Below are 23,780 nucleotides of genomic sequence, written 5' to 3'. Positions count from 1 at the left end.
TTCCCACACTCGGTGGCCCCGGCGTATCGGGGCCGATATTCTCGGGCCGTAACGTCCGGTACCCGCAGCGCGGGACTGGAACGAACTTCGAGAGGACAAGGGTGACCTCGGACAAGGATGTCTGCGGAACCGATCTTGCGCCTGCACGACTGACGGTGGGAATCGTCTCGGCGGGACGCGTCGGCTCCGCCCTGGGTGCGGCACTCGAGCGTGCCGGACATGTGGTCTTCGGTGTCTCCGCCATCTCGGACGCCTCCATTCGGCGTGCCGAGACCCGGCTGCCGGATACCCGGATTCTGCCCGCCGAAGAGGTGGCGAGCCGCAGTGAACTGCTGGTGCTGGCGGTGCCGGACAGTGAATTGTCCGGTCTGGTGGCGGGTTTGGCGGCGGCGAACGCGGTCCGCCCCGGCACCATCGTGGCGCACACCTCCGGTGCGAACGGGATCGCGATCCTGGCCCCGCTGACCGCGCTCGGCGCACTGCCACTGGCCATCCATCCGGCCATGACCTTCACCGGTCATGACGAGGACATCGCCCGGCTGGCCAACGCCTGCTTCGGGGTGACCGCCGCGGACGATATCGGGTACGCCATCGCGCAGTCGCTCGTCATCGAAATGGGTGGTGAGCCGGTGCGGGTCTCGGAGGAGAACCGCACGCTCTATCACGCGGCGCTCGCACACGGCAGCAACCATCTGGTGACCCTGATTGTCGATGCCGTGCAGGCGCTGCGCGCGGCGCTCGCGGGCCCGGGCCTGCTCGGTCAGCAGATGGTCGACGAGCAGCCCAACGGGCTTGCCGAGCGCATGCTGGCGCCCCTGGCCTCGGCCGCCCTGGACAATGCGCTGCGCCGCGGCCCGGCCGCCCTCACCGGTCCGGTGGCGCGCGGTGACGTGCCCGCGGTGGCCGCGCATCTGGCCGCGCTGGAAGCGCTCGATCCGCGCCTGGAGGCCGGATACCGCGCGCTCTCACTGCGTTCGGCCGAGCGGGCGCAGAGCAATCCGGATTTGATCGATCTGTTGGAGGGACCTCGCCTCGACGGTCAGGCCCGGCGGCGGCAGCGGAGTGTAACCACAGAGGGCCCCGACGAGGCGAAAGAAGGTTACTGATGGACCCGAAACTGCGTGGGACGTACAAGCGCGGGGAGCTGACCGTGCTGCACGATCCGGCGGTGGTCACCTCGGTTGCCAAGGCATTGCGGTCGGTGGGCCGCACGGTCGCGCTGGTCCCCACCATGGGTGCACTGCACGAGGGGCATCTGGAGTTGGTGCGGCGGGCCAAGCGCACCAATCAGGTCGTCATCGTCTCCATCTTCGTGAATCCCCTGCAATTCGGTGCGGGCGAGGATCTGGACAAGTACCCGCGGACCCTGGACGCGGATGTGGCGCTGCTGCGCGCCGAGGGTGTGGAGTTGGTCTTCGCGCCCAGTGCCGCCGAGATGTACCCGGACGGCCCGCGCACCACCGTGCAGCCCGGTCCGATCGGTGACGAGCTCGAGGGTGCGGTCCGCCCCGGACATTTCGCGGGCATGCTGACCGTGGTGGCCAAGCTGTTCCAGATCTGCCGGCCCACCGAGGCGTTCTTCGGTGAGAAGGATTATCAGCAGTTGGCGTTGATCCGGCAGATGGTGCGGGATCTGAATTTCGACCTGAAGATCGTCGCCATTCCGACCGTGCGTGAGCCGGACGGTCTGGCGCTGTCCTCGCGCAATCGCTTCCTGGATCCGGCGGCCCGCGAACTCGCCACCACCCTCTCGGCCGCTCTGGCGGCCGGTCGTCATGCCGCCGGGCTCGGCCCGGAAGCCGTTCTGACAGCGGCGAATTCGGTGCTGGCCAGTGCGCCGGATATCGAACTCCAGTATCTGGAGCTGCGTGGCTCCGATCTCGGCGCGGTACAGCCCAGCGGTAATGCCCGCCTGCTGATCGCGGCCAAGGTCGGCGGCACCCGGCTCATCGACAATCTGCCCGTCACCCTCGGTACCCCGATCGACGGTAATCCGACCACCCCCGACCGGCCCGCCCAGGCCATCCGTTAGGAGGCAACGCCGATGTTGCGCACCATGATGAAGTCCAAGATCCACCGCGCCACGGTGACCCATGCCGACCTGCACTATGTCGGTTCGGTGACCGTCGACCAGGATCTGCTGGACGCCGCCGATCTGCTCGAGGGTGAGCAGGTCTGCATTGTCGACATCACCAATGGCGCTCGCCTGGAGACCTACATCATCGCGGGTGAACGCGGCTCCGGTGTGATCGGAATCAACGGCGCCGCAGCGCATTTGGTGAATCCGGGCGATCTGGTCATCCTCATCGCCTACGCCATGATGGATGGGGCGGAGTTGAAGGAGTACGCGCCGCGCGTGGTCTTCGTGGACGAGCGCAATCGGCAGGTGGAGCTGGGTTCGGATCCGGCGCACGCGCCGGAGGGTTCGGATCTCGTCTCGCCGCGCTCGCTGACCTTCGCCAACTGAGAACGACAGGGGCGGGCACAGCCATGCTGCTGACCATCGACGTCCGCAATACCAGCATCGAACTGGGTCTGTTCTCCGGCAGCGGAGATCACGCGAAGCTGGTGCGGCAGTGGCGAACTCATACCAATCCGCTGATCACCGCGGATGAATTCGCGCTGCAGGTGCGGGGTTTGATCGGTGCGGACGCCGAACAGGTGATCGGGGTCTCCGCACTGTCGACGGTGCCGCCGGTGCTGCGCGAACTCCGGGAAATGCTCGGCCGCTACTGGGGTCATGTTCCGAATGTTTTGGTGGAACCCGGTGTGCGAACCGGTATTCCGCTACTGGTGGACAATCCCAAGGAGGTGGGCGCGGACCGAATTGTGAACTGCCTGGCCGCTTTTCACCGCTATCAATCTCCAGCGATCGTGGTCGATTTCGGTACCGCGATCTGTGTGGATCTGGTCTCGGCCAAGGGGGAATTCCTCGGCGGCATCATCGCGCCCGGTGTGGAGATTTCCACCGAGGCGCTGGTGGAGCGCAGTGCGCTGCGCCGGGCCGAGTTGACTCGCCCGCGTTCGGTGGTCGGTAAGAACAGTATGGAATGTATGCAGTCCGGTGCGGTCTTCGGTTTCGCCGGCCTGGTGGATGGCCTGATCGATCGAATTCGAGATGAATTCGACGCCTTCTCCGGCGACGATGTGGCGATCGTGGCGACGGGTGCGACCGCGCCGCTGATCGTGCCCGAATCGGAGACCATCGAGCATCACGAACCACATCTGACCCTGGATGGTCTGCGCCTGGTCTACGAGCGCAATCAGCAGCAGCGCCGGGCCCGCCAGTAATGCGTACCTGTCGGTTTGTGACGCAGTCGTTCTTCGCCGCCTCTGTTGCATCGCGGGGAACGACTGCTAAGCTCGCCGACGTGTATTCCCGTGTGAGCACCCAGGAGTGTTGTCGAGGCTGATCAGCCTCGGCGTCGTCGAGGCATCGTTTTTAGCCCTCGACCGTTTAACACACCTTGGAGTTTCGCCTCATGCGATCTTCTGTTCTTTCCGCTTCCCCCACTCGGCTGCGTCCCGCCGATCTACTGCGTCTGACCGACGAGGGCGCCGAGGATGTGCTGGCGGGCACCTACGATCACCTGCTCCCGGCCGACGGTCTGTGGCCCGCCGAAAGGCGCTGGGCGGTAAGACTTCTCGCCGACGACGAGGTGGAGCTGTGGCTGATCTCCTGGGTCGCCGATATCGCCACCGAATTGCATGATCACGCCGGTTCGCTCGGCGCGCTGACCGTGCTCTCCGGTGCGCTCTCCGAATTCCGCTGGACCGGAACCGAACTGCGCCGCCGTACGCTCGCGGCCGGTGATCAGGCTTCGTTTCCGCTGGGCTGGGTGCATGACGTGGTGCGTGCCCCGGCCGCCGAGGCCGATACTTCCGGCCCGCTCGATCCGACTTTGAGTGTGCACGCCTACTCCCCGCCGCTGACCGCCATGTCCTATTACGAGGTCACCGATCACGGCAGGCTCCGGCGCACTCGTTCCGTCCTCACCGACCAGCCCGAAGGCGAACTCGAATGACCCACTTGACGATCGACGGCATGCTCGCCCAGGCGCGTGAGCGGCTGCGACGGCTGTACCCGGTGGAAATTCCGCAGGCCATTGCCCGCGGCGCACTACTGGTGGATATTCGCCCGCAGGCGCAGCGCCTGCGCGAGGGCACCCTACCGGGCGCACTGGTGATCGAGCGCAATGTGCTCGAATGGCGTTTGGACCCCACCAGCAGTGCCCGGCTGGCCCTCGCCGACGACCACGACCGCGAATGGATCATCGTCTGCTCGGAGGGTTACACCTCCTCTTTGGCGGCCTCTTCGCTACAGCAGCTGGGACTGCGCCGGGCGACCGATCTGGTCGGCGGATATCAGGCCCTGAAAGCGGCCGGACTGCTCAATGTGGCGGCCAGCGCTCCGCACTTCGAGCGCGAGGTGGCGACACTCGCCTGGCTCTGAAACGATCCTTCCGGATCCCGAGGTGACAACTGATTTCGTCAGGTCGGGGTAACTCGTCGGGTACGGGGGAATAGGTGGAGTTCGTAACCGCCGGCACGCGTTGCCAACGGGTTACGGCTCTTGGCTGGGCGCTGAATATTCGGGGAGACGGGGGAGATAGGCTAGAGCCCCGTGAGCACCCCCACCCCCTCTTCTTCCGCTGGCACCACGTCATCCGCAGGTCAAAAGCGCACTGCGGCACCGGCCGTGGAACTCGATGTCCCGGAGCAGATGCGGATTCGCCGCGAGAAGCGGGAGCGGTTGCTGGCGGAGGGTCGTGAGGCTTATCCGGTGGTTGTCGGCCGCACGCACAGCCTCGCCGAAATTCGCGCCGCGTATCCGGAACTGGAGTCCGATACCCAGACCGGTCTGATCGCCGGTGTCGCCGGTCGCGTCATTTTCATGCGTAATACCGGCAAACTGTGTTTCGCCACCCTGCAAGAGGGTGACGGCACCAAGTTGCAGGCGATGATCAGCCTCAATGGTGTCGGCGCGGAGTCCCTCGCGGCCTGGAAGTCCGATGTGGACCTCGGTGATTTCGTCTTCGTGCACGGTGAGGTGATCTCCTCGCGCACGGGCGAATTGAGTGTGATGGCCGATGCGTGGGAGATGGCGGCCAAGTCGCTGCGCCCGCTGCCGGTGGCGCACAAGGAGATGAACGAGGAGTCCCGCGTCCGGCAGCGGTACGTGGACCTGATCATTCGCCCGGAGGCCCGGGAGATGGCCCGCACCCGTATCGCCGCGGTGCGCGCGCTGCGAGATGCGTTGGAGCGCAGGGGTTTCCTGGAGGTGGAGACTCCGATGCTGCAGACGATCCACGGTGGTGCGGCGGCCCGCCCGTTCGAGACGCACTCCAATGCCTTGGATATGGAGTTGTTCCTGCGTATCGCTCCGGAGTTGTTCCTGAAGCGGTGTGTGGTCGGTGGTATCGAGAAGGTTTTCGAGATCAACCGGAACTTCCGAAACGAGGGTGCGGACTCCACGCATTCGCCGGAGTTCGCAATGCTGGAAACCTACGAGGCGTACGGAACGTACGATGATTCCGCGAAGATGATGCGCGAATTGATCCAGGAAGTGGCGCAGTCCGTCTACGGCACGCAGGTGGTCACTCTCGCTGATGGAACTGAATACGATCTGTCGGGTGAGTGGACGACGGTCGAGATGTACCCGTCGCTGTCGGAGTCGATCGGTGTGGAGGTCACGCCGGAAACGTCTGTTCCGGAATTGCTGGCACTCGCTGATCGAGTAGGTCTGGAAATTCCGCAGGACAAGGGCTACGGTCACGGCAAACTGGTCGAGGAACTGTGGGAGCACGTGTACGGCGACAAGCTGTACGCGCCGACTTTCGTTCGCGACTTCCCGGTGGAGACCTCGCCGCTGACCCGTCAGCATCGGAGCAAGCCCGGGGTTACCGAGAAGTGGGACCTGTACGTGCGCGGCTTCGAACTCGCCACCGGATATTCCGAACTCGTTGATCCGGTCATCCAGCGTGAACGATTCGAGGATCAGGCGCGTTTGGCCGCCGCGGGCGACGATGAGGCCATGCGGCTGGACGAGGACTTCCTTGCCGCGATGGAGCACGGTATGCCTCCGACGACCGGAACGGGTATGGGAATCGATCGGTTGCTGATGGCCCTGACTGGCTTGGGAATCCGAGAAACGATACTCTTTCCAATTGTGCGTCCAGCATCTCGTTGAGTTCGCTGGATTGCATTGTCGGTGCCCGTTCTGGGACTATCGAATTCAGCGGTATTCTAGTTTTGGGTAATCGGCCTAACTATGCGGGTCGCACGATTTCGAGAGGACGTTCATCTCATGGCAAAGAAGGTCACCGTTAGCCTGATCGACGATGTCGACGGTGAGTCCATCGCGGACGAGACCATCGAGTTCGCAATCGATGGCGTCTCGTACGAGATCGACTTGTCGACGGCTAATGCGTCCAAGCTGCGGGACGGTCTGGAGGTTTGGGTTGCCAACGCGCGTCGCGTGAGCGGCCGTCGCCGGACGAAGGCCGCGGCCACCGCGACCGCCGGTCCGAAGAGCCGGGTTTCGATCGATCGCGAACAAAGCGCGGCGATTCGTGAATGGGCGCGTCGTAATGGACACAAGGTTTCTGCTCGTGGTCGTATCTCCGCGGACATCACGGAGGCCTACAACAAGGCCGCTGCGAAGAACTAGTCGTCTTTGCGACTGCCGTCCGGGTGTTTCGTGCGAGCCCGGGCGGCAGTGGTTTATTCATGCGCTTTGCGTATAACTCTTATGGGTGCGCACTGCCCATATCCATGGCACGATCTTGCTCGTGCCGAGGCGGCACGGCACCATTGAACTGTGCGAACGATGTCACTGGCTGGGTGTAGAGACGAGGTATCGGCGCAGTGACCGCATTCCACGGTTCATTCCTGCGGGTCAAGGATCAAGAGGGCCGTCAGCACGAGCTGATGCTGACCCCGGATCAGCCACGCATCACCATCGGCCGCTCACCCCAGGCCGACCTCTCGCTCTTCTGGGACGTCGAGGTGTCCCGCCTGCACGCGACCGCCGAATATCTGGGCGCGCACTGGACCATCGTGGATGACGGGCTCTCCCGCAATGGCACCTTCATCAACGGGGATCGCCTGGTGGGGCGGCATCGGCTGCAGCCCGGCGATGTTATTCGGATGGGTACCTCGCGGGTCACCTTCCATGATTTCTCCGGTGCCGCAGGCGATGTCACGCAGACCTCCACCGGTGGGCTGCCCACGCTGCGCTCGCTCACCGAAACCCAGCGGGCCGTGCTCATCGCGCTGTGCCGACCGCTGCGCGGCAATGACGGTTTCGCCTCGCCGTCGTCGAATCAGCAGATCGCGGCGGAGCTGTTCCTGAGCGTGGATGCCATCAAGACGCATCTGCGGGCGCTGTTCGCCAAGTTCGGCGTGGAGGATCTGCCGCAGAATCAGAAGCGGGTCAAGCTGGCGAATCTGGCCATGCAGAGCGGTGTGGTGTCCGAGCGGGATCTCTGAGCGTCTCGAGACGGTCGCGGATGTCCGGGAGCTTCTCGACGATGTCGCGGCGAGTCTTCAGCCGGTTGACTGGAAGTCGTTGGAAAGCCCGGGAATTCCGGGAAATGACCCAGTCAGGAGACTCCGATGTTCGCTCTTCGTATTGCCGCGCTGGCGGCGGCGACCCTCTCGACCGGCCTGATCGCCGGTCTCTTCTACGGCTACGTGAACTCGGTGATGCCCGCCCTGGGGCAGACCGATGATCGCACCCTGATCGACGTCATGCAGCGCATCAACGTCATCATCGTCAACCCCCTGTTCATGCTGCTGTTCATGGGCACCGTCGGTTTCACGGTGCTGGCGGCGGCGCTGCACCTGGGCAAGGATGCCCGCACCACGCTGCTGTGGATCGGAATCGCCGTGGTGCTCAATGTGATTGCCTTCGCGGTGACCTCGGGGCTGAATGTGCCGCTGAACAACCAGTTGGCCGCGGCGGGTGATCCGTCCCAGATCGGTGATCTGGCGGCGGTGCGGGCACAGTTCGAAACCTCCTGGGTGCGTTGGAATATCGTGCGCGCCGTGCTGCACGCGCTGGCCTTCGTGGCGCTGATCGGCGCGCTGTTCACGGCGGGTGTGCAGCACGGTAGGGCGAACGCGGTTGCGGCTCCGGCGAATCCCGCGGTGGCGACGGGCCCGGCGTACCAGCAGCCCCGGGGCGGCTTCGTTGCTCCGGTGGCGATCCAGCAGCCGCAGCGTTTCGCTCCGGCGCCGCAGCCGGGTGTCGCGCCTCGCCAGTGGTGAGCGCCGGCTGCGGAATCCGCAGGAAAACCGGGATCCGCAGGGGTCCCGGTTTTTCTGCGTGAGAGGGTGGAACAAGTTTCATAAATTACTCGCCAGTTTCCCATCTCCAGTGCTTGTTTTTCGACTACGTTGTCGAAACACGTTCTAGTTTGGGAGGGAACATGCGTGCTGCGCCGCTGCGTCGTTCGCCGGGATCTTTACTTGTCATGGCGATACTGGCCATCCTGTCCCTGGGGGTGAGCGGCACCGCCCGCGCCGACTTCCCGGTGGACTACAACTTCTTCGCGGGTATCCCGTACGAACTGACCAATCCGGGCGGTTCCCTGCCCGGGGCCAACAACTGGGCCTGCAAAGTCACTGCGGCGCATCCGGATCCGGTGGTGCTCATCCACGGCACCGCGGGCGGTGCGCAGACCAACTGGGGCGCCTACGCTCCGCTGCTGGCCAATGAGGGCTATTGCGTCTACGCGCTCACCTACGGCAGTCTCGATGTGCCGTGGCCGCTGTCGGCCATGGGCGGAATGAAGCCGATTCCCGAGAGCGCCGCCCAGCTGGGCGCGTTCGTGGACCGGGTGCTGGCCGCGACGGGCGCCGCCAAGGTCGACTTCATCGCGCATTCGCAGGGCAATACCGTCGGGAACTACTTCATCAAGCGGCTCGGGGGCTCGGGCAAGGTGGACAAGTTCGTCGCCATCGCCCCGCCCTGGCTGGGCATCTTCGGTGATCAGATGGATGTCATGCGCGCCTTCGGCAAGCAGCTCGGCGCGGATGCCAACAGTGTCGACAACATGATCAGCATGGGTGTCTGCCAGGCCTGCCCGGAGATGCTGGGCGGTTCGCAGTTCATTCGCGATCTGAACGCCGACGGGGTGTACGACCCCACCGTCACCTATACCAATCTGGCCTCGAATTTCGACGAGGGCGTCGTCCCGTCGGTCGCGCTGGTGCCCGCGCCGAACGCGATCAACATCCGCGTGCAGGACTCGTGCGCGATGGATTTCTCCGACCATATGGCCATCGCGGGCAGTCCACGCGTTGCCACCTGGGCGCTGAACGCGCTGGACCCGGCACATCCGCGCCCGGTCTCGTGCGAGTTCATCCCACCCTTCACCGGGTAAGGGCCGACCTGCGAGTTCGCGGCCCGTCCCGCTTCTGGACCGAGTGGAGCGGAGGAGCGAAGCGGGGGAGGGGAGGGAGGGAAGAAGCGGGACTCCCAGGGCCGCGAACCCGCCCGTAGCGAAGCGGAGGGCGGAAAACACAGCATCGAACCCGCCCGTAGCGAAGCGGAGGGCGGAAAACACAGCATCGAACCCGCCCGCAGCGAAGCGGAGGGCAGAAAATACAGCTGTTCGCTGTGGGCGTAGCCGGGACGGAAACGATCCCGGCTACAGCCCCGTTATGAGGGAATGAGTCGTACTGTCGCCGGTTCGCAATAGGGTGGACGGACGACGTGCGTGACCCCCGCCAACTAGAGTGGAGGCGGGGGATGCAACCCCAGGGCTTCATGGCAGGCTGGCGACCAGAAGGGCAGCACAGGGTCTGAAGCGCCGGATGCCGTAGTAAGCGGAGCAGGAAGTGAGGGAGCGATGTTCGAGAGGTTCACCGACCGCGCGCGGCGGGTCGTTGTCCTGGCCCAAGAAGAGGCCCGGATGCTCAACCACAACTACATCGGCACCGAGCACATCCTGCTGGGCCTGATCCACGAGGGTGAGGGCGTCGCAGCGAAGTCGCTGGAGTCGCTGGGCATTTCGCTGGAGGGTGTGCGGTCGCAGGTCGAGGAGATCATCGGGCAGGGCCAGCAGGCGCCGTCCGGTCACATCCCCTTCACCCCGCGTGCCAAGAAGGTTCTCGAGCTGTCACTGCGCGAGGCGCTGCAGCTCGGCCACAACTACATCGGCACCGAGCACATTCTGCTCGGCCTGATCCGCGAGGGTGAGGGCGTCGCGGCGCAGGTGCTGGTCAAGCTGGGCGCGGATCTGAATCGCGTGCGCCAGCAGGTTATTCAGCTGCTCTCGGGTTACCAGGGCAAGGAGCCGGTCGAGGGTTCGGGCACGCGTAGTGAGTCGGGCACGCCGTCCACCTCGCTGGTGCTGGACCAGTTCGGCCGCAACCTGACCCAGGCCGCGCTCGAAGGCAAGCTCGACCCGGTCATCGGCCGCTCGAAGGAGATCGAGCGCGTCATGCAGGTGCTGTCGCGCCGCACCAAGAACAACCCGGTGCTGATCGGCGAGCCCGGTGTCGGTAAGACCGCCGTGGTCGAGGGCCTGGCACAGGCCATCGTCAATGGCGAGGTGCCGGAGACGCTGAAGGATAAGCAGCTGTACACCCTCGACCTGGGTTCCCTGGTCGCGGGCAGCCGCTACCGCGGTGATTTCGAGGAGCGCCTGAAGAAGGTGCTCAAGGAGATCAACACCCGCGGCGACATCATTCTGTTCATCGACGAGCTGCACACCCTGGTGGGTGCGGGCGCGGCCGAGGGCGCCATCGACGCGGCCTCGATCCTCAAGCCCAAGCTGGCTCGCGGTGAGTTGCAGACCATCGGTGCGACCACCCTCGACGAGTACCGCAAGTACATCGAGAAGGATGCCGCGCTGGAGCGTCGTTTCCAGCCGGTGCAGGTCGGCGAGCCGACGGTCGAGCACACCATCAACATCCTCAAGGGTCTGCGCGACCGCTACGAGGCGCACCACCGGGTCTCCATCACCGATGGCGCACTGGTCGCGGCTGCCACCCTGGCGGATCGCTACATCAACGATCGGTTCCTGCCGGACAAGGCGATCGACCTCATCGACGAGGCGGGCGCGCGCATGCGCATCCGCCGGATGACCGCACCGCCGGACCTGCGCGAATTCGACGACAAGATCGCCGACGCCCGCCGCGAGAAGGAAAGCGCCATCGACGCGCAGGACTTCGAGAAGGCAGCCCGCCTGCGTGACAAGGAGAAGCAGCTCGTCGCCAAGCGGGCCGAGCGCGAAAAGCAGTGGCGCTCGGGCGATCTGGACGTCGTGGCCGAGGTCGACGATGAGCAGATCGCGGAGGTGCTGGCCAACTGGACCGGTATCCCGGTCTTCAAGCTCACCGAGGAGGAGACCACCCGTCTGCTCCGCATGGAGGATGAGCTGCACAAGCGGATCATCGGGCAAGAGGACGCCGTCCGTGCAGTGTCGAAGGCGATTCGCCGCACTCGCGCCGGTCTGAAGGACCCGAAGCGTCCGTCGGGCTCGTTCATCTTCGCCGGTCCGTCCGGTGTCGGTAAGACCGAGCTCTCCAAGGCGCTGGCGAACTTCCTGTTCGGCGATGACGACGCGCTCATCCAGATCGATATGGGCGAGTTCCACGACCGCTTCACCGCTTCGCGTCTGTTCGGTGCCCCTCCGGGCTACGTCGGCTACGAAGAGGGTGGCCAGCTGACCGAGAAGGTGCGGCGCAAGCCGTTCTCGGTGGTGCTGTTCGACGAGATCGAGAAGGCCCACCAGGAGATCTACAACACCCTGTTGCAGGTCCTCGAGGATGGTCGCCTGACCGACGGTCAGGGTCGCACGGTGGACTTCAAGAACACCGTCCTGATCTTCACCTCGAACCTCGGTACCTCCGATATCTCGAAGGCGGTCGGCCTCGGCTTCGCTCAGAGCAATGTCGAGGGCTCGAACTACGAGCGGATGAAGCTCAAGGTCAACGACGAGCTGAAGAAGCACTTCCGCCCCGAGTTCCTGAACCGCATCGACGATGTCATCGTCTTCCACCAGCTGACCCAGGATCAGATCATCCAGATGGTGGACCTGATGATCGGCCGCGTCGCCAAGCAGCTCAAGAACAAGGATATGGAGATCGAGCTGACCGAGCAGGCCAAGAGCCTGCTCGCCAAGCGCGGCTTCGATCCGGTGCTCGGTGCCCGTCCGCTGCGTCGCACCATCCAGCGTGAGATCGAGGACCAGCTGTCGGAGAAGATCCTCTTCGGCGAGCTGGGCGCCGGTCAGATCGTGTCGGTGGATGTCGAGGGTTGGGACGGCGAAGGCCAGGGCGATAAGGCGAAGTTCACCTTCACCTCGCGGGCCAAGCTCACCAAGAAGGACGCCACTCCCGAGGAGCCGGTCGTCGTGGCGGGCGAGGCTGCCGCCGTCGGCGAGTAGTTCCCGCCGGAAAATCGCTTGATCCGAAAGCCCCCTCTCACCAATGGTGGGAGGGGGCTTTCGCGTATCGAAGGGACGGCATGCTCACCGACAGTCAGGTAGACGCGTTCATCAGGGACGGATTTGTGAAGGTCGAGCAGGCCTTCCCGCGCGAAGTGGCCGATGCGGGACGCGCCTTCCTGTGGCGCGAAACCGGTTGTGATCCCGACGATCCCACCACCTGGACACAACCGGTCATCCGGCTGGTGGGGTACGGCGATGAGCCGTTCCGGCAGGCCGCCACCGCGCCCGCGTTACAAGAGGCCTGTGATCAGCTGGTCGGCAAGGGTGCCTGGGTGCCGCGAAAGGGTCTGGGTGGCTTTCCGATTCGCTTCCCCAGCGCGGAGTCACCCGGTGACGACGGCTGGCATATCGATGCCAGCTTCCCCGGCGAGGACCCCGCCGACTACGCCAAATGGCGAATCAACCTCTACTCCAAGGGCAGAGCGCTGCTGATGCTGTTCCTGTTCTCCGACGTCACGGCGGAGGATGCGCCGACCCGTATTCGGGTCGGCTCGCATCTGCGGCTGCCGAAGGTGCTGGCCCCCTACGGGGAACCCGGCGCGGCCATGTTCGATCTGTTGGATACCTACGCCGCCGCCTCCGGCCTGCCGCAGGCGCTGGCCACCGGTGGCGCGGGCGATGTCTACCTGTGCCACCCGTTCCTGGTGCACGCCGCCCAGCCGCATCACGGCCGTACTCCGCGTTTCATGGCGCAACCACCGCTGGAGCTCCGCGAACCGTGCGTCCTGGACCGCCCCGATGGCGCGTATTCGCCTGTGGAACAGGCGATCCGGCTCGGGCTCGCCTGAAATCAGCTGAGTCGGGCGAGGATCGGGGCGAAGGCCTCGGCGAGCTCGCCCGGGACGATCAGTTCGTCGATGCCGTGCTTCTCATCCAGGTGGGTGAGCGATTCGGCGGCTGCGGCCGGATCCGCGGGCAGCAGCGCGGCGGCTCCGGCGGCGCGCAGGGCGGCGGGGTCGATGCCGAGATGGGCGGCCATGTACTGCGGGATCCGATCGCCCACGCCGACCAGTTGGAGGGTGAAGGCAACGGGTCGGTCGGTGTGATCGCGGACAATGGCCACCAGTGCCGCCAGATCCGATTCGGTGGCGGCGGGGTCGACGGCCAGGTGGACCCGGTCCGCGTGGTCGGCCGCGGTCACCAGGGCTTTGGGACCGGCGGCGGCGATAATGATCGGCGGGGTGGGGCGCACCGTCGCACGTACGGTTTCGATCGTTTCGATGAGCCCGCGCCTGCGCTCGGCGGCGGAACCCCAGGCGACACCGAGCTTTTCGGCCTCTCGCGCCGCGTCGGGGCGACCGGTGCCGAGGCCGAGTTCGAAGCGTCCGTCGGAGAGCAGTTGCAGTGCGGAGGTTTCGCGTGCGATCACCGCGGGCGTCCGCAGTGGGGCCGCGATGACATTGGGGCGCAGGTGCAGCGTGGTCGTCACCGCGGCCGCCGCGGCCAGCGCCGGGAACGGGGACGGGGTGTACAGCGTGTCCGGGAGCAGCAGGGTGCCATACCCCTGTTGCTCGGCGCTCTGTGCGGTGCGCACCCATTCGGATCCGGAGCGGGGTACATGGGCGATGCCGAAGTTCATGCTCATGCACCCAGGGTGCCCTCGAATCGGCTGTCTTCGCGTCGGTTCCGAGGCGGTATCGGGCATACGTAAACAGGCGTACCGAGCCGCATCGGGCCTGGTCGAAAAGGGCGGGCGGCGCTCAGGTGGCGGGCGTACGGTGGGTGGGGTTCGCAAGAATCGACTCGGGGGAGTCATGCCATGACCAATCCTGACCTCACGCTCATAGCGGTGCTGCTGGACCGCTCGGGCTCCATGCAGTCCATCAAGTCCGATACCGAGGGCGGTTTCGACGCCTATATCGAGCAGCAGCGCCCGGTGCCCAAGCGGATCGAGGTCACCCTCGCGCAGTTCGATACCGAATACGAAGTGGTGTACGCGAATCGGCCGCTCGCGCAGGTGCCGCCGTTGCGTCTGCAGCCGCGCGGTATGACCGCCCTCTATGACGCCGTCGGCAAGCTGATCACCGATGTCGGCGCGGAGCTGGCCGCACGCGCCGAGGAGAACCGACCGGGCACGGTCATCGTGGTGGTCATGACCGACGGCCACGAGAATTCCAGCAAAGAGTGGTCGCACACCGCGGTCAAGTCGCTCATCACCCAGCAGCAGGACACCTGGAACTGGAACTTCCTGTTCCTCGGCGCGAATATGGACGCCGTCGCCATCGGCACCGATATGGGCTTCTCGCCGCGCCAATCCATTACCTATGCGGCCGCGCCGCAGGGCGTTTCGGGCGTCTTCAAGGCCGCCTCGGCCTACTCCGCCCGGTTGCAGGCGGACGACGATGCCGACATTCCCAGCTTCATGCGTCGTGGCTTCACCGACGCGGAGCGCGAGCAATCCAACCCCGGTGAGTGATTTGGTCGCCTACTGCCAGCCGGGCCGGACCATGCCCGACTCGTAGGCCATGACCACGAGTTGGGTGCGGTCACGGGCATTGAGCTTCAACAGGATTCGGCTGACATGGGTGCGGGCGGTCGCCGGACTCATGTAGAGGCGCTCGGCGATCTCGGCATTGGTGAGGCCCTCGGCGACCAGGGCCATGACCTCGCGTTCACGGTCGGTGAGTTCGGAGAACTCCCGCACCGGTGCGGGTTTGGCGTGCGTGGCGAATTCGGCGACCAGGCGTTTGGTGACGCTGGGGGAGAGCAGGGCGTCACCGCCCGCCACCACCCGCACGGCCTTGATCAGGTCGGCGGGTTCGGTGTGTTTGACCAGGAAGCCGGTGGCGCCCGCGCGCATGGCCTCGAAGACGTACTCGTCGAGTTCGAAGGTGGTGAGAACCACCACCTTCACCTCGGAAAGCGCTGCGCTGGACGCGATTTCGCGGGTGGCGGCCAGGCCGTCCAGGATCGGCATGCGGATATCCATGAGCACCACATCGGGGACGAGTTCGCGGGCCAGACGTACCGCCTGCTCACCATTGTCGGCCTCGCCGACCACCTCGATATCGTCCTGCGCGTCCAGTAGTGCCACGAATCCGGCGCGGACCAGCGCCTGATCATCGGCGATCACGACCCTGATGCTCACGAAACCTCCTCTTGCACAGGTATTCCGATCTAACTCGCGGGTTCGGGATGACCCAGGTGGACGGGTAGGCGGGCCTCCACGCGGAAGCCGCCGTCGGGTTTGGGTTCGGCGAGCAGTCGCCCGCCGAGGGCCTTGGCGCGTTCGGTCATACCGGTGATGCCGTGCCCACCGCCGGTGGTGCCGACGGGTGTGCGGGTGGGGCGGGTGTTGTCCACCGCCAGGTGCAGCCGGTCGGCCGAATAGCGCACGGTGACAAGAACACTCGCGCCGGGTGCGTGCCGGATGACGTTGGTGAGCGATTCCTGCACGATGCGCGCGGCGGCCACGTCGACCACCGATGGCAGCCGCTTGGGCACCCCGGTGACAATGGCGCGCACCTCGAGCCCGGTGGCGCGCGCCGGTTGCAGCAGACTCTCCAGGTCACTGATCACGATGGTGGGGGAGATGGGCGCGGGTACGGTGCCGGTGCCGCCGCGAATGGAGCGCAGCAGCGCGTTCACCTCGCCGAGCGCGTCCTTGCTGGCGGTTTTGATGGCGGCCAGCGCGGTCGCGGCCTGCTCGGGCCGGCGGTCGATGAGCTCGAGGGCCACCGAGGACTGCACATTGATGAGCGAGAGGCTGTGTGCGAGCACATCGTGCAGTTCCCGGGCGATGGTGAGCCGCTCCTCACTGACCCGCTGTTCCCGCTCCGCGTTCTCCCGCGCGCGTTCGGCGGCCTCGCGTTCATGCTGGGCCTGTTCATTGCGGCGCGCCTCCTCGGCCCGTTCGTGCCGCGCCGCCACCGCGGACATGCGCTGGCGCAGCCCCTCGGCGATGGCGACGAGCACAACCAGCCAGGCCAGCAGGCCGAACTCCTGCCAGGAATTGGTGTCGTAACCGCGCCAGGACGGTACCGGCCACACCATGAGCAGATAGCCGAGTGGGACGAAAGGATAAGTGTGCCAGCGTGATCCGCGCACCCCGGCGGTGAGAAAGGCGACCACCAGGGCCAGGAAGACCGGCCCGTACCCGTAGCCGATGAGCAGGTAGGCGCTGGTGATCGCCAGTACCGCGTAGAACACCGGATCCGGATACCGCCGCCGCACCACCAGTAGTAGCGGCCCGGCCGCGAGTAGCGCGTATCCGAGCAGGTCGAGCCCGCGTATCCCGGTCTGGTGCTCGTTGGCCAGGGTGCCCGCGCCGAGCTGGATCGCGGCGACCACCAGTGCGAGCAGCACATCCCACCGTCGTGCCGCACTCGTCTCCATAGCTGCACGGTAGCGCTGTAGGCACCGGTTCGGCACTGTCAATGGGCCGAATACGTCCAGATACGTACGCCGGATCGCGCTGTGCGGCGGATGTTCCGGTGCAGCTCACGGCGGATTCTTGAGGCTATGAACGAAGCGATTGTCAGCACCGACCGGTTGACCAAACGCTATGGCTCCCACACCGCAGTGGATGCCGTGAGCATGAGTGTCCGCCGCGGTGAGATCTATGGTTTCCTGGGTCCGAACGGGGCGGGCAAGACCACCACGCTGCGCATGCTGGTGGGGCTCATCCGGCCCACCGATGGCGCCGCGACGGTGCTCGGCGAGCGCCCGGGAGATTCCGAAACCCTGCGCCGCATAGGCGTTCTCATCGAGGGGCCGGGTTTCTACCCGTACCTGTCCGGTCGGGACAACCTGCGGGTGCTGGCGCGCTATCGCGGGGTGGAGCGTGCCGAGGTGGAGCAGGTGCTCGACCGGGTCGCGCTCGCCGCCCGCGGTAGTGACAAATTCCGCACCTATTCACTCGGTATGAAGCAGCGCCTGGGTGTCGCGGCGGCCCTGCTCGGCCGCCCCGACCTGCTGATTCTCGATGAACCCACCAATGGGCTGGATCCGGCCGGTATGGCTGAGATGCGCGAGCTCATCACCGGTCTAGCCGCCGACGGGCACACCGTCGTGCTCTCCAGTCACCTGCTCAGCGAAGTGCAGGAGATCTGTGATCGCGTCGGCGTCATCTCCGGCGGGCAATTGCTCACCGAGGCCACGGTGCGTGAATTGCGCGGGGCGGCATCGCTTTTCCTGCGCGCCGAACCTCTGGAGCTGGCCTTCCCGGCGGTGCGCCGGGTGGTCGGGGAACGCTCGGCACTACTCACCGCGAACGGCATCAGAGTCGATGCCGGTGTGGCAAAGGCGCCCGCGGTGGCCCGTGCGGTGATCGAGGCGGGTGCGGACCTGCTCGAACTGCGCAGTGACGAAAAGTCCTTGGAAGAAGTGTTTTTCGAGATGACGGAGACCGTGAAATGAGAGACCTGGTGGCATGTACTCGGGCCGAATTGCTGCGCCTGCGCAAGTGGCCGGCCTTCTGGATCGTGCTCGGGACGTGGATCCTGTTGAACCTCACGTTCGCGTACCTGTTCAACTATCTGGCCTATACGACCGGCGATTCCAGCCGGATGTCCAATGGTCAGCCCCGCGAGGTGCTGCTGCGGCAGATGCTCCCGGCGGCCGTACCGGAGGTCTTCACCCAGGGCATGGCCATGTTCGGCGGCGCGCTCATGCTGGTGCTGGGCGCACTCGCGGTGGGCAGCGGCTATGGCTGGGGAACCTGGAAAACCGTTCTCACCCAAGGGCCTTCGCGGGCGGCGGCGCTCGGTGGCGTGGTGCTGAGTCTGGCGGTGACGGTGGTCGCGCTGGTACTGGTGGCCTTCGTGGCCGATACCGGCGTGGCCGCGCTCATCGGCGCGACGCGGGATCAATCGCTGGCGCTGCCGTCGGCGGGCCGGGTACTGCTCGGAATCGTCTCGGGCTCGGCAATTCTCGGGATGTGGACGCTGGCGGGCGCGCTGATCGGCGCGATCGCCCGTGGTCCGGCCCTGGCCGTGGGCCTGGGACTGGTCTGGGTGCTGGTGGTGGAGAACCTGCTGCGCGGTGTGGCCGGAATCTTCACTCCCATCCGGGCTCTCACCGATCATCTGCCGGGTACGGCCGCCGGTTCGCTGGCGGGTTCGCTGCGCACCACCACCGGTCCCGCGACCCCGGGCGTGCTGGATATTCTCACCAGAGGTGAGTCGCTGATCGTCCTGGCGATCTACCTCGCGCTCTTCGCGGCGGGCACGATCTGGCTGGTCCGCCGCCGGGACATGATCTGATCAATCGGAAGAACCTGTGGCACAGCTGATCACGCCGTCCGCCAGTTTCTGGAGGGCGGCGTTGATCTGTGCCGGGGTAAGTCCGTGTTCCCGCTGGTATTGGTAGACCTCCGCCGCGAGCGGTGCGAGCAGCACATCCACCAGCGATTCCGGTTCCGTCACAGCGGATTCGGTGAGCAGTGTTCGCACATGCGCCCGCCAGAACTGATAGGCCCCCGTCCGGAAGCGCGCGCCCCCGGTCTCCGCACCGAGGACCAGATTGGCGTGTGTCTCCAGAAGGTCGACCATGGCCGCGTAGAACGCCCCGAGTCGTTCCGCGGGGGGCGCTCCCGGCCCGAGCGGTGGCTCGCCGCGCAGTAGTCGCTCCTGTAGTTCGCGCTCATGCTGATCGAGCAGGGCGACGGCGATGGATCCGACGTCCGGGTACCGCCGGTACAGCGTTCCCCGTCCCACCCCGGCCGCCTTGGCGATGTCGTCCATGGTGACCGTGCGCGGGTTCCGTTCGGTGAAGAGCTCCGCCGCCGCACTGAGGATTTTGGCGCGATTGCGGGCCGCGTCCGCACGTTCGGGCGGTGGGGACTCCTCGTTGAGCAGCGGTAATCCGATCGGGGTCATGGCGCCACTGTAACCCGGGAAAGTTTAAGTGGACAAGATGTCCACTTCGGCGTTACTGTTCGAATCAAGCAAACGGACACAGTGTCCACTTGAGGAGATGATTGAGATGACCAGCCTGCTGCACCTGGATTCCAGCGCCCGTCGCAACTCCATCAGCCGCGAACTCAGCGCCGCCTTCGCCGACGCCTGGCGGGCCGAACACCCGTACGGTGGCTATCGGTACCGTGATCTCGCCGCCGACCCGATCCCCTTCATCGGCGAAGGCTGGACCGAACTCTGCGACCGGGTCCTGGCCGGCGGCGGTACCGATCTGGATCGCCTGGCGGAGTTGGCCGATACTCCCGCCGCGGCCGCCGCATGGGCGATCGTCGAACCGCTACTGGCCGAGGTGCGGGCCGCGGATGTGGTGCTCATCGGCACCCCGATGTACAACTACTCCATCCCGGCCAGCCTGAAGGCGTGGCTGGATCAGCTCACCTTCCCGCGAATGTCCCTGGCTCCCAGCCGTTTCGTGGTCACCACCGCACGCGGCGGCGCGTACTCCCCGGGCGCGCCCAAGGCCGCCTACGACTATCAGGAGCGGTTTCTGCGCGACTTCTTCGCTGGCCATTTCGCCGTCGAGGACACCGTTTTCATCAATGCGGAGCTCGCCAATTCCCGGCAGGACCCGGCCCTGGCACACCTGCGGGAAAAGCATGACGCGTCCTACGCCGCCGCGCTGGCGGAGGCCCGCAGACTCGGCAAGGAGTACTGAGATGAACTGGCTCGTGCTCGGCCTCGCCGGTCTGGTCGAGATCGCGTGGTCCCAATCCATCAAGCCGACACAGAATTTCACCAAACCACTGGCCACCCTGATCTGCTTCGTGCTGATGGCGATCGCGGTGTATCTGCTCTCCTACGCCATGCGGACGCTGCCGGTCGGGACCGCGTACGCGATCTTCACCGGAATCGGCGCGGTCGGCGCCATCGGGCTGGGTGTGATCGTGCAGCGCGATCCGCTCTCGGCGGGCCGGGTGCTGGCGCTGTCGCTCATCATCGGCGGCATAGTGCTGGCAAGGGTGACCAATCCTGAATGATCGATGCGACGGGCGGTATCGTGCTCCGCCATGGACGTTGCGCCGATCCGGCCTCCCGACCTCTCCGCGCGGCCCTTCTTCCTGGCCGTGGAACGCATTATGTCCGCTTCGCCCGATGAGCTGTATCGCATGGCGACACGGCAATTGGGGCTCTGGTTCGCCGATCCCGGTTCGGTGCTCATACGCCCGGCGGTGAACGAACCGTTCTTCTTCACCGCGGGCGGCGGGCACCCGCATTACGGGCGCTTCCTGCGCCTGATCCCGGACCGGCTGGTCGAATTGACCTGGGTGACCGGCTCGGGCGGTACCGAGGGCACGGAAACCGTTCTCACCCTGGAACTCTCGGCGCACGGCGCGGGCAGCGCACTACTGCTCACCCATGCCGGATTCCCCAACGCCGCCGCCCGCGACCGACACGAGGGGTCCTGGCCGCAGGTGCTCGAGCAGTGGGATCAGCGAACCCTCGCGGTGAGCTGAAACCGACGGGGTAGGTTCGGACGCGAAGCCCCTCTCTCTTCTCGAAAGGACAGCGATGCCTACACGTTCCGCTCGCACCGCCTGGACCGGTGGTCTGCAAGACGGCTCCGGTCAGGTCGAACTGGTCAGCTCCGGTGTCGGCAAGTACGACGTCAGCTTCCCCAAGCGCGCGGCCGACAATGCCGATGGCACCACCAGCCCGGAAGAGCTGATCGCCGCCGCACACTCCTCCTGCTACTCCATGGCGCTGTCCGGCCAGATCGCCGCCGCCGGTGGCACTCCGGAGAGCCTGGACGTGACCGCCGATGTCACCCTGAGCCCGGACCCGGCCGGTGGGTTCCGCATCTCCAAGATCAAGCTGACCGTGCTCGGCCGCGCCTCGGGCATCGACGCCGACGGCTTCGCGACCGCTGCCGCTGCCGCCAAGGCGGGCTGCCCGATCTCCAAGGCCCTCGCGGGCGTCGACGATATCGAGCTGGACGCGACCTTCGAGTCCTGATCTCGGACATACGGTTTCGCGTACGACATGAGAAAGGCAGTGCCGGTATCGCACCGGCACTGCCTTTCTCGTTGCACTTGTCCCCGGGGGATATTACCGCAGAACGGCTTCCAGGGATTTGGTCTTGCTCGCCGCGAATTCGGTGAGCGCCGCGTACCCGAGTCCGAGCACCAGCCACAGCGTGCCGGTTTCGGCCAGGGACGCCACCCGGAATTGCCAGAGCAGGGTCGCGGGGAAGTCGTCCGTCACCTCGTTGATCCCCGGCAGCACGATGTATCCGATACCGGCGACGGCCACGAACGCCACCACCGATCCGATCAGTCGGACGGTGCCGAGCTGAGTCCGCAGCAGCTTGTACACGTACACGCACGCGCCGACCGCCGCGAAGCCGAGCAGTACCACGGCCACCCACAACCAGGTGCGCTGATCGATGGTGTCCGGATCGCCGACCGCCGGGGGATTGGCCGGGTATTTGAAGAACGGCACGATGACAATGGCCAGCCAGCCGCCGGCCGCCAACCCGAGCGCCAACCGTGGTCCCGACAGCGTGGTGTACCGCCGCGCCACATTCGCCACGACCGCGAGCAGTGCGCCGATGGCCATGCCGAACAGGCTCAGCGCCAGGAATTGTCCGGCCTTCTGCCCGTTCCGGCTGACCAGTGGCTCGTCCTCGTCGCCGTGCGAATGCCCGGCCGGGGCCGGATCGGCCATGGCGCCGTCATGATGGTTCTCGGCGGCCTGGGACTGGGATTCCTCGATCGCTATGGCCGCGTTGATCTTCGGTTCACCGACGAAGAAGCCGACCGTCGCGGCCAGCAGGCCGGCGATCAAACCGGCGAGCAGGCCGCGCAGCAGCAGCGTCTTGAGTGAACCTGTCAGCGGCTGTGATTCGGTCAGTGGCACGGCACGCCCAGCAGGTGCCGTCCGTCATGCATGAGCTCGTGCATGTACATGCCGCTGCGCGAGATCGCGCCCTGATCGAAGCCGACCAGGTACAGCGTGAGCAGTGCCAGAAGAACGACGCCCGCCGAGACGAGCAGCGCGATGAGCGCGTCGTTCGACCGGGTGGGGTTGTGGACGATTGCCATTCGAGTCCTCCTAGGGGATGCCGCGTCCCCGCGAGCCGTTGGTACGACAGCGCCGGTGTCTGGCTCTCCCGCTGGCGGGATACAGTGGCGCGACCGCCCCGGATTCACACCGGATTACGCGTCGCTGTCGCTTACTTCGCCTCGAACTGTGACATCCCCGTCGGCTCCGCGTCAACACATGGGCTGATCAGGCATTCTCAGGCGAACCTCAGGCGTTCTTGGCCGGTACGTCCAGGACGACCTCGAACTCCAGCAGTGACGCACCGGTGGAGACCGGCTTGCGGTTCTCCCCGCCCGCGTGCGCCTCGCGCGCCGGACCGTCCCGCCACGCCTCGAAAGAGTCGTTCGAATCCCAGTGCGTGACAACGAAATACCGATTGTCACCGGAGACCGGGCGGAGCAGCTGGAAGCCCAGGAAACCGGGGGAGCCCTCGACGGCGTGCGCGCGATGCGCGAAGCGCTTCTCCAGCTCGGGGCCGGCGCCCTCGGGAACCTCGATTGCGTTGATCTTGACGACTGCCATGCGCCCGAATGTACTACGCGAATCGGACGTATCGTCGAGACGATGTTGTATGACGAAGGCGGTACCGGCGTACCGATCCTGCTGCTGCACGGGCTGATGGGCAGTGCTCGCACCTGGCGGAGTCAGTTGGACTGGTTGCGCGCGTTCGGGCATGTCCACTCGTTCGACGCGGCCGGACACGGGCGGCCCGCGCCGGATGAATTGACCACCGAGGCATTCGTGGCCGATCTGGCCGCGGCGACCGAGTCGATCACCGAACCCATGGTGGTGATCGGACATTCGATGGGTGGACTGCACGGCTGGATGTTCACCGCCGCGCATCCGGATCGGGTGCGCGCGCTGGTGGTCGAGGATATGGCCCCGGATTTCCAGGGCCGCACCGCCGAGCACTGGGCCGCGGTCATCGGGGCGTGGCCGCAGCCCTTCCCGAATGATGCCGCGGTACTGGAGTTCTTCGGTCCGGTGGCCGGACGGTACTTCCTCGACTCCTTCACCCGCGGCCCCGACGGCTACCGCCTGCACGGTGCGGTGGCCACCTTCCGGGATATCTCGCAGGAGTGGGGGACTCGTGACTTCTGGAGTCAATGGAGGTCGATCACCGTGCCGACCCTGGTCATCGAGGGCGAGTACACCATCACCCCGCCGGGGCAGATGCGTGAGATGGCGGCGGTGCATCCCGATGCCCGGCACGTGTTGATCGCCGCCGCCGGACATCTCGTGCACGATGATCAACCCGCCGCCTACCGGGCCGAAGTGGAGTCCTTCCTGCGGCGCGTCCTCGTTTGAGGGCGGGTGCCTTCAGTCTCCGGTCGGGTTCGTCGTATGCTCGGCTCGC

27 protein-coding genes and 1 pseudogene are annotated in these 23,780 nt (G+C 65.9%); 21 read left to right on the top strand and 7 right to left on the bottom strand.

Annotated features, from left to right (window positions below; all coding sequences use genetic code 11):
• Window positions 1-101 precede the first annotated feature (101 nt).
• The 13 genes and pseudogenes from OHB26_RS09270 to OHB26_RS09210 form a co-directional block, all read left to right on the top strand.
• Window positions 102-1,025, top strand: a pseudogene (locus tag OHB26_RS09270) (Rossmann-like and DUF2520 domain-containing protein); the annotation flags it as partial.
• Between the two features lie 80 nt (window positions 1,026-1,105).
• The gene (gene panC, locus OHB26_RS09265) at window positions 1,106-2,032 is read left to right on the top strand and encodes a pantoate--beta-alanine ligase (protein ID WP_330183787.1); all 927 of its coding nucleotides are present in this window, start codon (window positions 1,106-1,108) and stop codon (window positions 2,030-2,032) included.
• A 12-nt stretch (window positions 2,033-2,044) separates the two neighbouring features.
• Window positions 2,045-2,467, top strand: coding sequence for an aspartate 1-decarboxylase (gene panD / locus OHB26_RS09260; protein ID WP_330183786.1), 423 nt, complete (start codon window positions 2,045-2,047; stop codon window positions 2,465-2,467).
• A 23-nt stretch (window positions 2,468-2,490) separates the two neighbouring features.
• Complete coding sequence (locus tag OHB26_RS09255) at window positions 2,491-3,291, top strand: type III pantothenate kinase (RefSeq protein WP_330183785.1); 801 nt, start codon at window positions 2,491-2,493, stop codon at window positions 3,289-3,291.
• A 191-nt stretch (window positions 3,292-3,482) separates the two neighbouring features.
• The gene (locus tag OHB26_RS09250) at window positions 3,483-4,025 is read left to right on the top strand and encodes a cysteine dioxygenase (RefSeq protein ID WP_330183784.1); all 543 of its coding nucleotides are present in this window, start codon (window positions 3,483-3,485) and stop codon (window positions 4,023-4,025) included.
• Window positions 4,022-4,453: a rhodanese-like domain-containing protein gene (locus OHB26_RS09245; RefSeq protein ID WP_330183783.1), complete on the top strand. Its 432-nt coding sequence runs from the start codon at window positions 4,022-4,024 to the stop codon at window positions 4,451-4,453. The genes OHB26_RS09250 and OHB26_RS09245 overlap by 4 nt, the downstream gene beginning before the upstream one ends.
• 270 nt (window positions 4,454-4,723) lie before the next feature.
• Window positions 4,724-6,190 carry a lysine--tRNA ligase gene (gene lysS, locus OHB26_RS09240; RefSeq protein ID WP_330185552.1) on the top strand — a complete coding sequence of 489 codons (1,467 nt, stop codon included), beginning with the start codon at window positions 4,724-4,726 and terminating at the stop codon, window positions 6,188-6,190.
• Window positions 6,191-6,307: 117 nt separating this feature from the next.
• A complete protein-coding gene (locus OHB26_RS09235; protein ID WP_330183782.1) occupies window positions 6,308-6,670 on the top strand; it encodes a histone-like nucleoid-structuring protein Lsr2 in 363 nt (120 codons plus the stop codon).
• Between the two features lie 197 nt (window positions 6,671-6,867).
• On the top strand, window positions 6,868-7,491 hold the full coding sequence (locus OHB26_RS09230; protein ID WP_442942884.1) for an FHA domain-containing protein: 624 nt from the start codon (window positions 6,868-6,870) through the stop codon (window positions 7,489-7,491).
• A gap of 126 nt (window positions 7,492-7,617) precedes the next feature.
• On the top strand, window positions 7,618-8,271 hold the full coding sequence (locus OHB26_RS09225; RefSeq protein ID WP_330183781.1) for an anthrone oxygenase family protein: 654 nt from the start codon (window positions 7,618-7,620) through the stop codon (window positions 8,269-8,271).
• Between the two features lie 161 nt (window positions 8,272-8,432).
• The gene (locus tag OHB26_RS09220; RefSeq protein WP_330183780.1) at window positions 8,433-9,389 is read left to right on the top strand and encodes an esterase/lipase family protein; all 957 of its coding nucleotides are present in this window, start codon (window positions 8,433-8,435) and stop codon (window positions 9,387-9,389) included.
• Window positions 9,390-9,857: 468 nt separating this feature from the next.
• Entirely contained in the window at window positions 9,858-12,401 is a 2,544-nt protein-coding gene (locus OHB26_RS09215) for an ATP-dependent Clp protease ATP-binding subunit (protein ID WP_330183779.1), read from the top strand.
• Window positions 12,402-12,526: 125 nt separating this feature from the next.
• Entirely contained in the window at window positions 12,527-13,252 is a 726-nt protein-coding gene (locus tag OHB26_RS09210; RefSeq protein WP_330183778.1) for a phytanoyl-CoA dioxygenase family protein, read from the top strand.
• Between the two features lie 2 nt (window positions 13,253-13,254).
• Here OHB26_RS09210 and OHB26_RS09205 read toward each other — a convergent pair whose 3' ends face one another.
• Window positions 13,255-14,049 (bottom strand): LLM class flavin-dependent oxidoreductase, encoded by a 795-nt coding sequence (locus tag OHB26_RS09205; protein ID WP_330183777.1) that lies wholly within the window; start codon window positions 14,047-14,049, stop codon window positions 13,255-13,257.
• A 174-nt stretch (window positions 14,050-14,223) separates the two neighbouring features.
• Here OHB26_RS09205 and OHB26_RS09200 point away from each other — a divergent pair, with 174 nt between their 5' ends.
• Entirely contained in the window at window positions 14,224-14,880 is a 657-nt protein-coding gene (locus OHB26_RS09200) for a vWA domain-containing protein (protein WP_330183776.1), read from the top strand.
• Window positions 14,881-14,889: 9 nt separating this feature from the next.
• Here OHB26_RS09200 and OHB26_RS09195 read toward each other — a convergent pair whose 3' ends face one another.
• Both OHB26_RS09195 and OHB26_RS09190 read right to left on the bottom strand, forming a co-directional pair.
• The gene (locus OHB26_RS09195) at window positions 14,890-15,552 is read right to left on the bottom strand and encodes a response regulator transcription factor (protein WP_330183775.1); all 663 of its coding nucleotides are present in this window, start codon (window positions 15,550-15,552) and stop codon (window positions 14,890-14,892) included.
• Between the two features lie 29 nt (window positions 15,553-15,581).
• The gene (locus OHB26_RS09190) at window positions 15,582-16,799 is read right to left on the bottom strand and encodes a histidine kinase (protein ID WP_330183774.1); all 1,218 of its coding nucleotides are present in this window, start codon (window positions 16,797-16,799) and stop codon (window positions 15,582-15,584) included.
• Between the two features lie 126 nt (window positions 16,800-16,925).
• Here OHB26_RS09190 and OHB26_RS09185 point away from each other — a divergent pair, with 126 nt between their 5' ends.
• Window positions 16,926-17,822: an ABC transporter ATP-binding protein gene (locus OHB26_RS09185; protein WP_330183773.1), complete on the top strand. Its 897-nt coding sequence runs from the start codon at window positions 16,926-16,928 to the stop codon at window positions 17,820-17,822.
• Window positions 17,819-18,667 (top strand): ABC transporter permease, encoded by an 849-nt coding sequence (locus OHB26_RS09180; RefSeq protein WP_330183772.1) that lies wholly within the window; start codon window positions 17,819-17,821, stop codon window positions 18,665-18,667. The genes OHB26_RS09185 and OHB26_RS09180 overlap by 4 nt, the downstream gene beginning before the upstream one ends.
• On the opposite strand, the gene OHB26_RS09175 is transcribed toward OHB26_RS09180, so the two are convergent.
• The gene (locus OHB26_RS09175; RefSeq protein ID WP_330183771.1) at window positions 18,668-19,282 is read right to left on the bottom strand and encodes a TetR/AcrR family transcriptional regulator; all 615 of its coding nucleotides are present in this window, start codon (window positions 19,280-19,282) and stop codon (window positions 18,668-18,670) included.
• Window positions 19,283-19,388: 106 nt separating this feature from the next.
• On the opposite strand from OHB26_RS09175, the gene OHB26_RS09170 reads away from it, so the two are divergent.
• From OHB26_RS09170 to OHB26_RS09155, 4 genes are read left to right on the top strand one after another with little or no spacing between them, the layout of a single operon-like run.
• Window positions 19,389-20,036, top strand: coding sequence for an FMN-dependent NADH-azoreductase (locus OHB26_RS09170; protein WP_330183770.1), 648 nt, complete (start codon window positions 19,389-19,391; stop codon window positions 20,034-20,036).
• A 1-nt stretch (window position 20,037) separates the two neighbouring features.
• On the top strand, window positions 20,038-20,358 hold the full coding sequence (locus OHB26_RS09165; RefSeq protein WP_330183769.1) for a DMT family transporter: 321 nt from the start codon (window positions 20,038-20,040) through the stop codon (window positions 20,356-20,358).
• Between the two features lie 30 nt (window positions 20,359-20,388).
• Window positions 20,389-20,835 (top strand): SRPBCC family protein, encoded by a 447-nt coding sequence (locus tag OHB26_RS09160; protein ID WP_330183768.1) that lies wholly within the window; start codon window positions 20,389-20,391, stop codon window positions 20,833-20,835.
• Between the two features lie 55 nt (window positions 20,836-20,890).
• Window positions 20,891-21,334: an OsmC family peroxiredoxin gene (locus tag OHB26_RS09155; protein WP_330183767.1), complete on the top strand. Its 444-nt coding sequence runs from the start codon at window positions 20,891-20,893 to the stop codon at window positions 21,332-21,334.
• 93 nt (window positions 21,335-21,427) lie between these two features.
• On the opposite strand, the gene OHB26_RS09150 is transcribed toward OHB26_RS09155, so the two are convergent.
• From OHB26_RS09150 to OHB26_RS09140, 3 genes are all read right to left on the bottom strand, one after another.
• Window positions 21,428-22,237 (bottom strand): CbtA family protein, encoded by an 810-nt coding sequence (locus OHB26_RS09150; RefSeq protein ID WP_330183766.1) that lies wholly within the window; start codon window positions 22,235-22,237, stop codon window positions 21,428-21,430.
• A complete protein-coding gene (locus OHB26_RS09145) occupies window positions 22,228-22,422 on the bottom strand; it encodes a CbtB domain-containing protein (protein ID WP_330183765.1) in 195 nt (64 codons plus the stop codon). The genes OHB26_RS09150 and OHB26_RS09145 overlap by 10 nt, the downstream gene beginning before the upstream one ends.
• Before the next feature lie 208 nt (window positions 22,423-22,630).
• Window positions 22,631-22,945 (bottom strand): antibiotic biosynthesis monooxygenase family protein, encoded by a 315-nt coding sequence (locus OHB26_RS09140; protein ID WP_330183764.1) that lies wholly within the window; start codon window positions 22,943-22,945, stop codon window positions 22,631-22,633.
• 42 nt (window positions 22,946-22,987) lie between these two features.
• Here OHB26_RS09140 and OHB26_RS09135 point away from each other — a divergent pair, with 42 nt between their 5' ends.
• Window positions 22,988-23,731, top strand: coding sequence for an alpha/beta fold hydrolase (locus OHB26_RS09135; RefSeq protein WP_330183763.1), 744 nt, complete (start codon window positions 22,988-22,990; stop codon window positions 23,729-23,731).
• The last annotated feature ends 49 nt before the right edge of the window (window positions 23,732-23,780 follow it).

It is taken from the genome of Nocardia sp. NBC_01503 (assembly GCF_036327755.1).
In the GTDB taxonomy this organism is placed as follows: Bacteria; Actinomycetota; Actinomycetes; order Mycobacteriales; family Mycobacteriaceae; genus Nocardia.
Note: the sequence above shows the minus strand (reverse complement) of the source record. Positions and strands in the feature narration are given on the sequence as shown.

Coding starts and splice junctions, on each gene's coding strand:
- panC (WP_330183787.1), top strand. CDS start 1,106: ATGGACCCGAAACTGCGTGGGACGTACAAGCGCGGGGAGCTGACCGTG.
- panD (WP_330183786.1), top strand. CDS start 2,045: ATGTTGCGCACCATGATGAAGTCCAAGATCCACCGCGCCACGGTGACC.
- OHB26_RS09255 (WP_330183785.1), top strand. CDS start 2,491: ATGCTGCTGACCATCGACGTCCGCAATACCAGCATCGAACTGGGTCTG.
- OHB26_RS09250 (WP_330183784.1), top strand. CDS start 3,483: ATGCGATCTTCTGTTCTTTCCGCTTCCCCCACTCGGCTGCGTCCCGCC.
- OHB26_RS09245 (WP_330183783.1), top strand. CDS start 4,022: ATGACCCACTTGACGATCGACGGCATGCTCGCCCAGGCGCGTGAGCGG.
- lysS (WP_330185552.1), top strand. CDS start 4,724: ATGCGGATTCGCCGCGAGAAGCGGGAGCGGTTGCTGGCGGAGGGTCGT.
- OHB26_RS09235 (WP_330183782.1), top strand. CDS start 6,308: ATGGCAAAGAAGGTCACCGTTAGCCTGATCGACGATGTCGACGGTGAG.
- OHB26_RS09225 (WP_330183781.1), top strand. CDS start 7,618: ATGTTCGCTCTTCGTATTGCCGCGCTGGCGGCGGCGACCCTCTCGACC.
- OHB26_RS09220 (WP_330183780.1), top strand. CDS start 8,433: ATGCGTGCTGCGCCGCTGCGTCGTTCGCCGGGATCTTTACTTGTCATG.
- OHB26_RS09215 (WP_330183779.1), top strand. CDS start 9,858: ATGTTCGAGAGGTTCACCGACCGCGCGCGGCGGGTCGTTGTCCTGGCC.
- OHB26_RS09205 (WP_330183777.1), bottom strand. CDS start 14,049: ATGAGCATGAACTTCGGCATCGCCCATGTACCCCGCTCCGGATCCGAA.
- OHB26_RS09200 (WP_330183776.1), top strand. CDS start 14,224: ATGACCAATCCTGACCTCACGCTCATAGCGGTGCTGCTGGACCGCTCG.
- OHB26_RS09190 (WP_330183774.1), bottom strand. CDS start 16,799: ATGGAGACGAGTGCGGCACGACGGTGGGATGTGCTGCTCGCACTGGTG.
- OHB26_RS09185 (WP_330183773.1), top strand. CDS start 16,926: ATGAACGAAGCGATTGTCAGCACCGACCGGTTGACCAAACGCTATGGC.
- OHB26_RS09180 (WP_330183772.1), top strand. CDS start 17,819: ATGAGAGACCTGGTGGCATGTACTCGGGCCGAATTGCTGCGCCTGCGC.
- OHB26_RS09175 (WP_330183771.1), bottom strand. CDS start 19,282: ATGACCCCGATCGGATTACCGCTGCTCAACGAGGAGTCCCCACCGCCC.
- OHB26_RS09170 (WP_330183770.1), top strand. CDS start 19,389: ATGACCAGCCTGCTGCACCTGGATTCCAGCGCCCGTCGCAACTCCATC.
- OHB26_RS09165 (WP_330183769.1), top strand. CDS start 20,038: ATGAACTGGCTCGTGCTCGGCCTCGCCGGTCTGGTCGAGATCGCGTGG.
- OHB26_RS09160 (WP_330183768.1), top strand. CDS start 20,389: ATGGACGTTGCGCCGATCCGGCCTCCCGACCTCTCCGCGCGGCCCTTC.
- OHB26_RS09155 (WP_330183767.1), top strand. CDS start 20,891: ATGCCTACACGTTCCGCTCGCACCGCCTGGACCGGTGGTCTGCAAGAC.
- OHB26_RS09145 (WP_330183765.1), bottom strand. CDS start 22,422: ATGGCAATCGTCCACAACCCCACCCGGTCGAACGACGCGCTCATCGCG.
- OHB26_RS09140 (WP_330183764.1), bottom strand. CDS start 22,945: ATGGCAGTCGTCAAGATCAACGCAATCGAGGTTCCCGAGGGCGCCGGC.
- OHB26_RS09135 (WP_330183763.1), top strand. CDS start 22,988: ATGTTGTATGACGAAGGCGGTACCGGCGTACCGATCCTGCTGCTGCAC.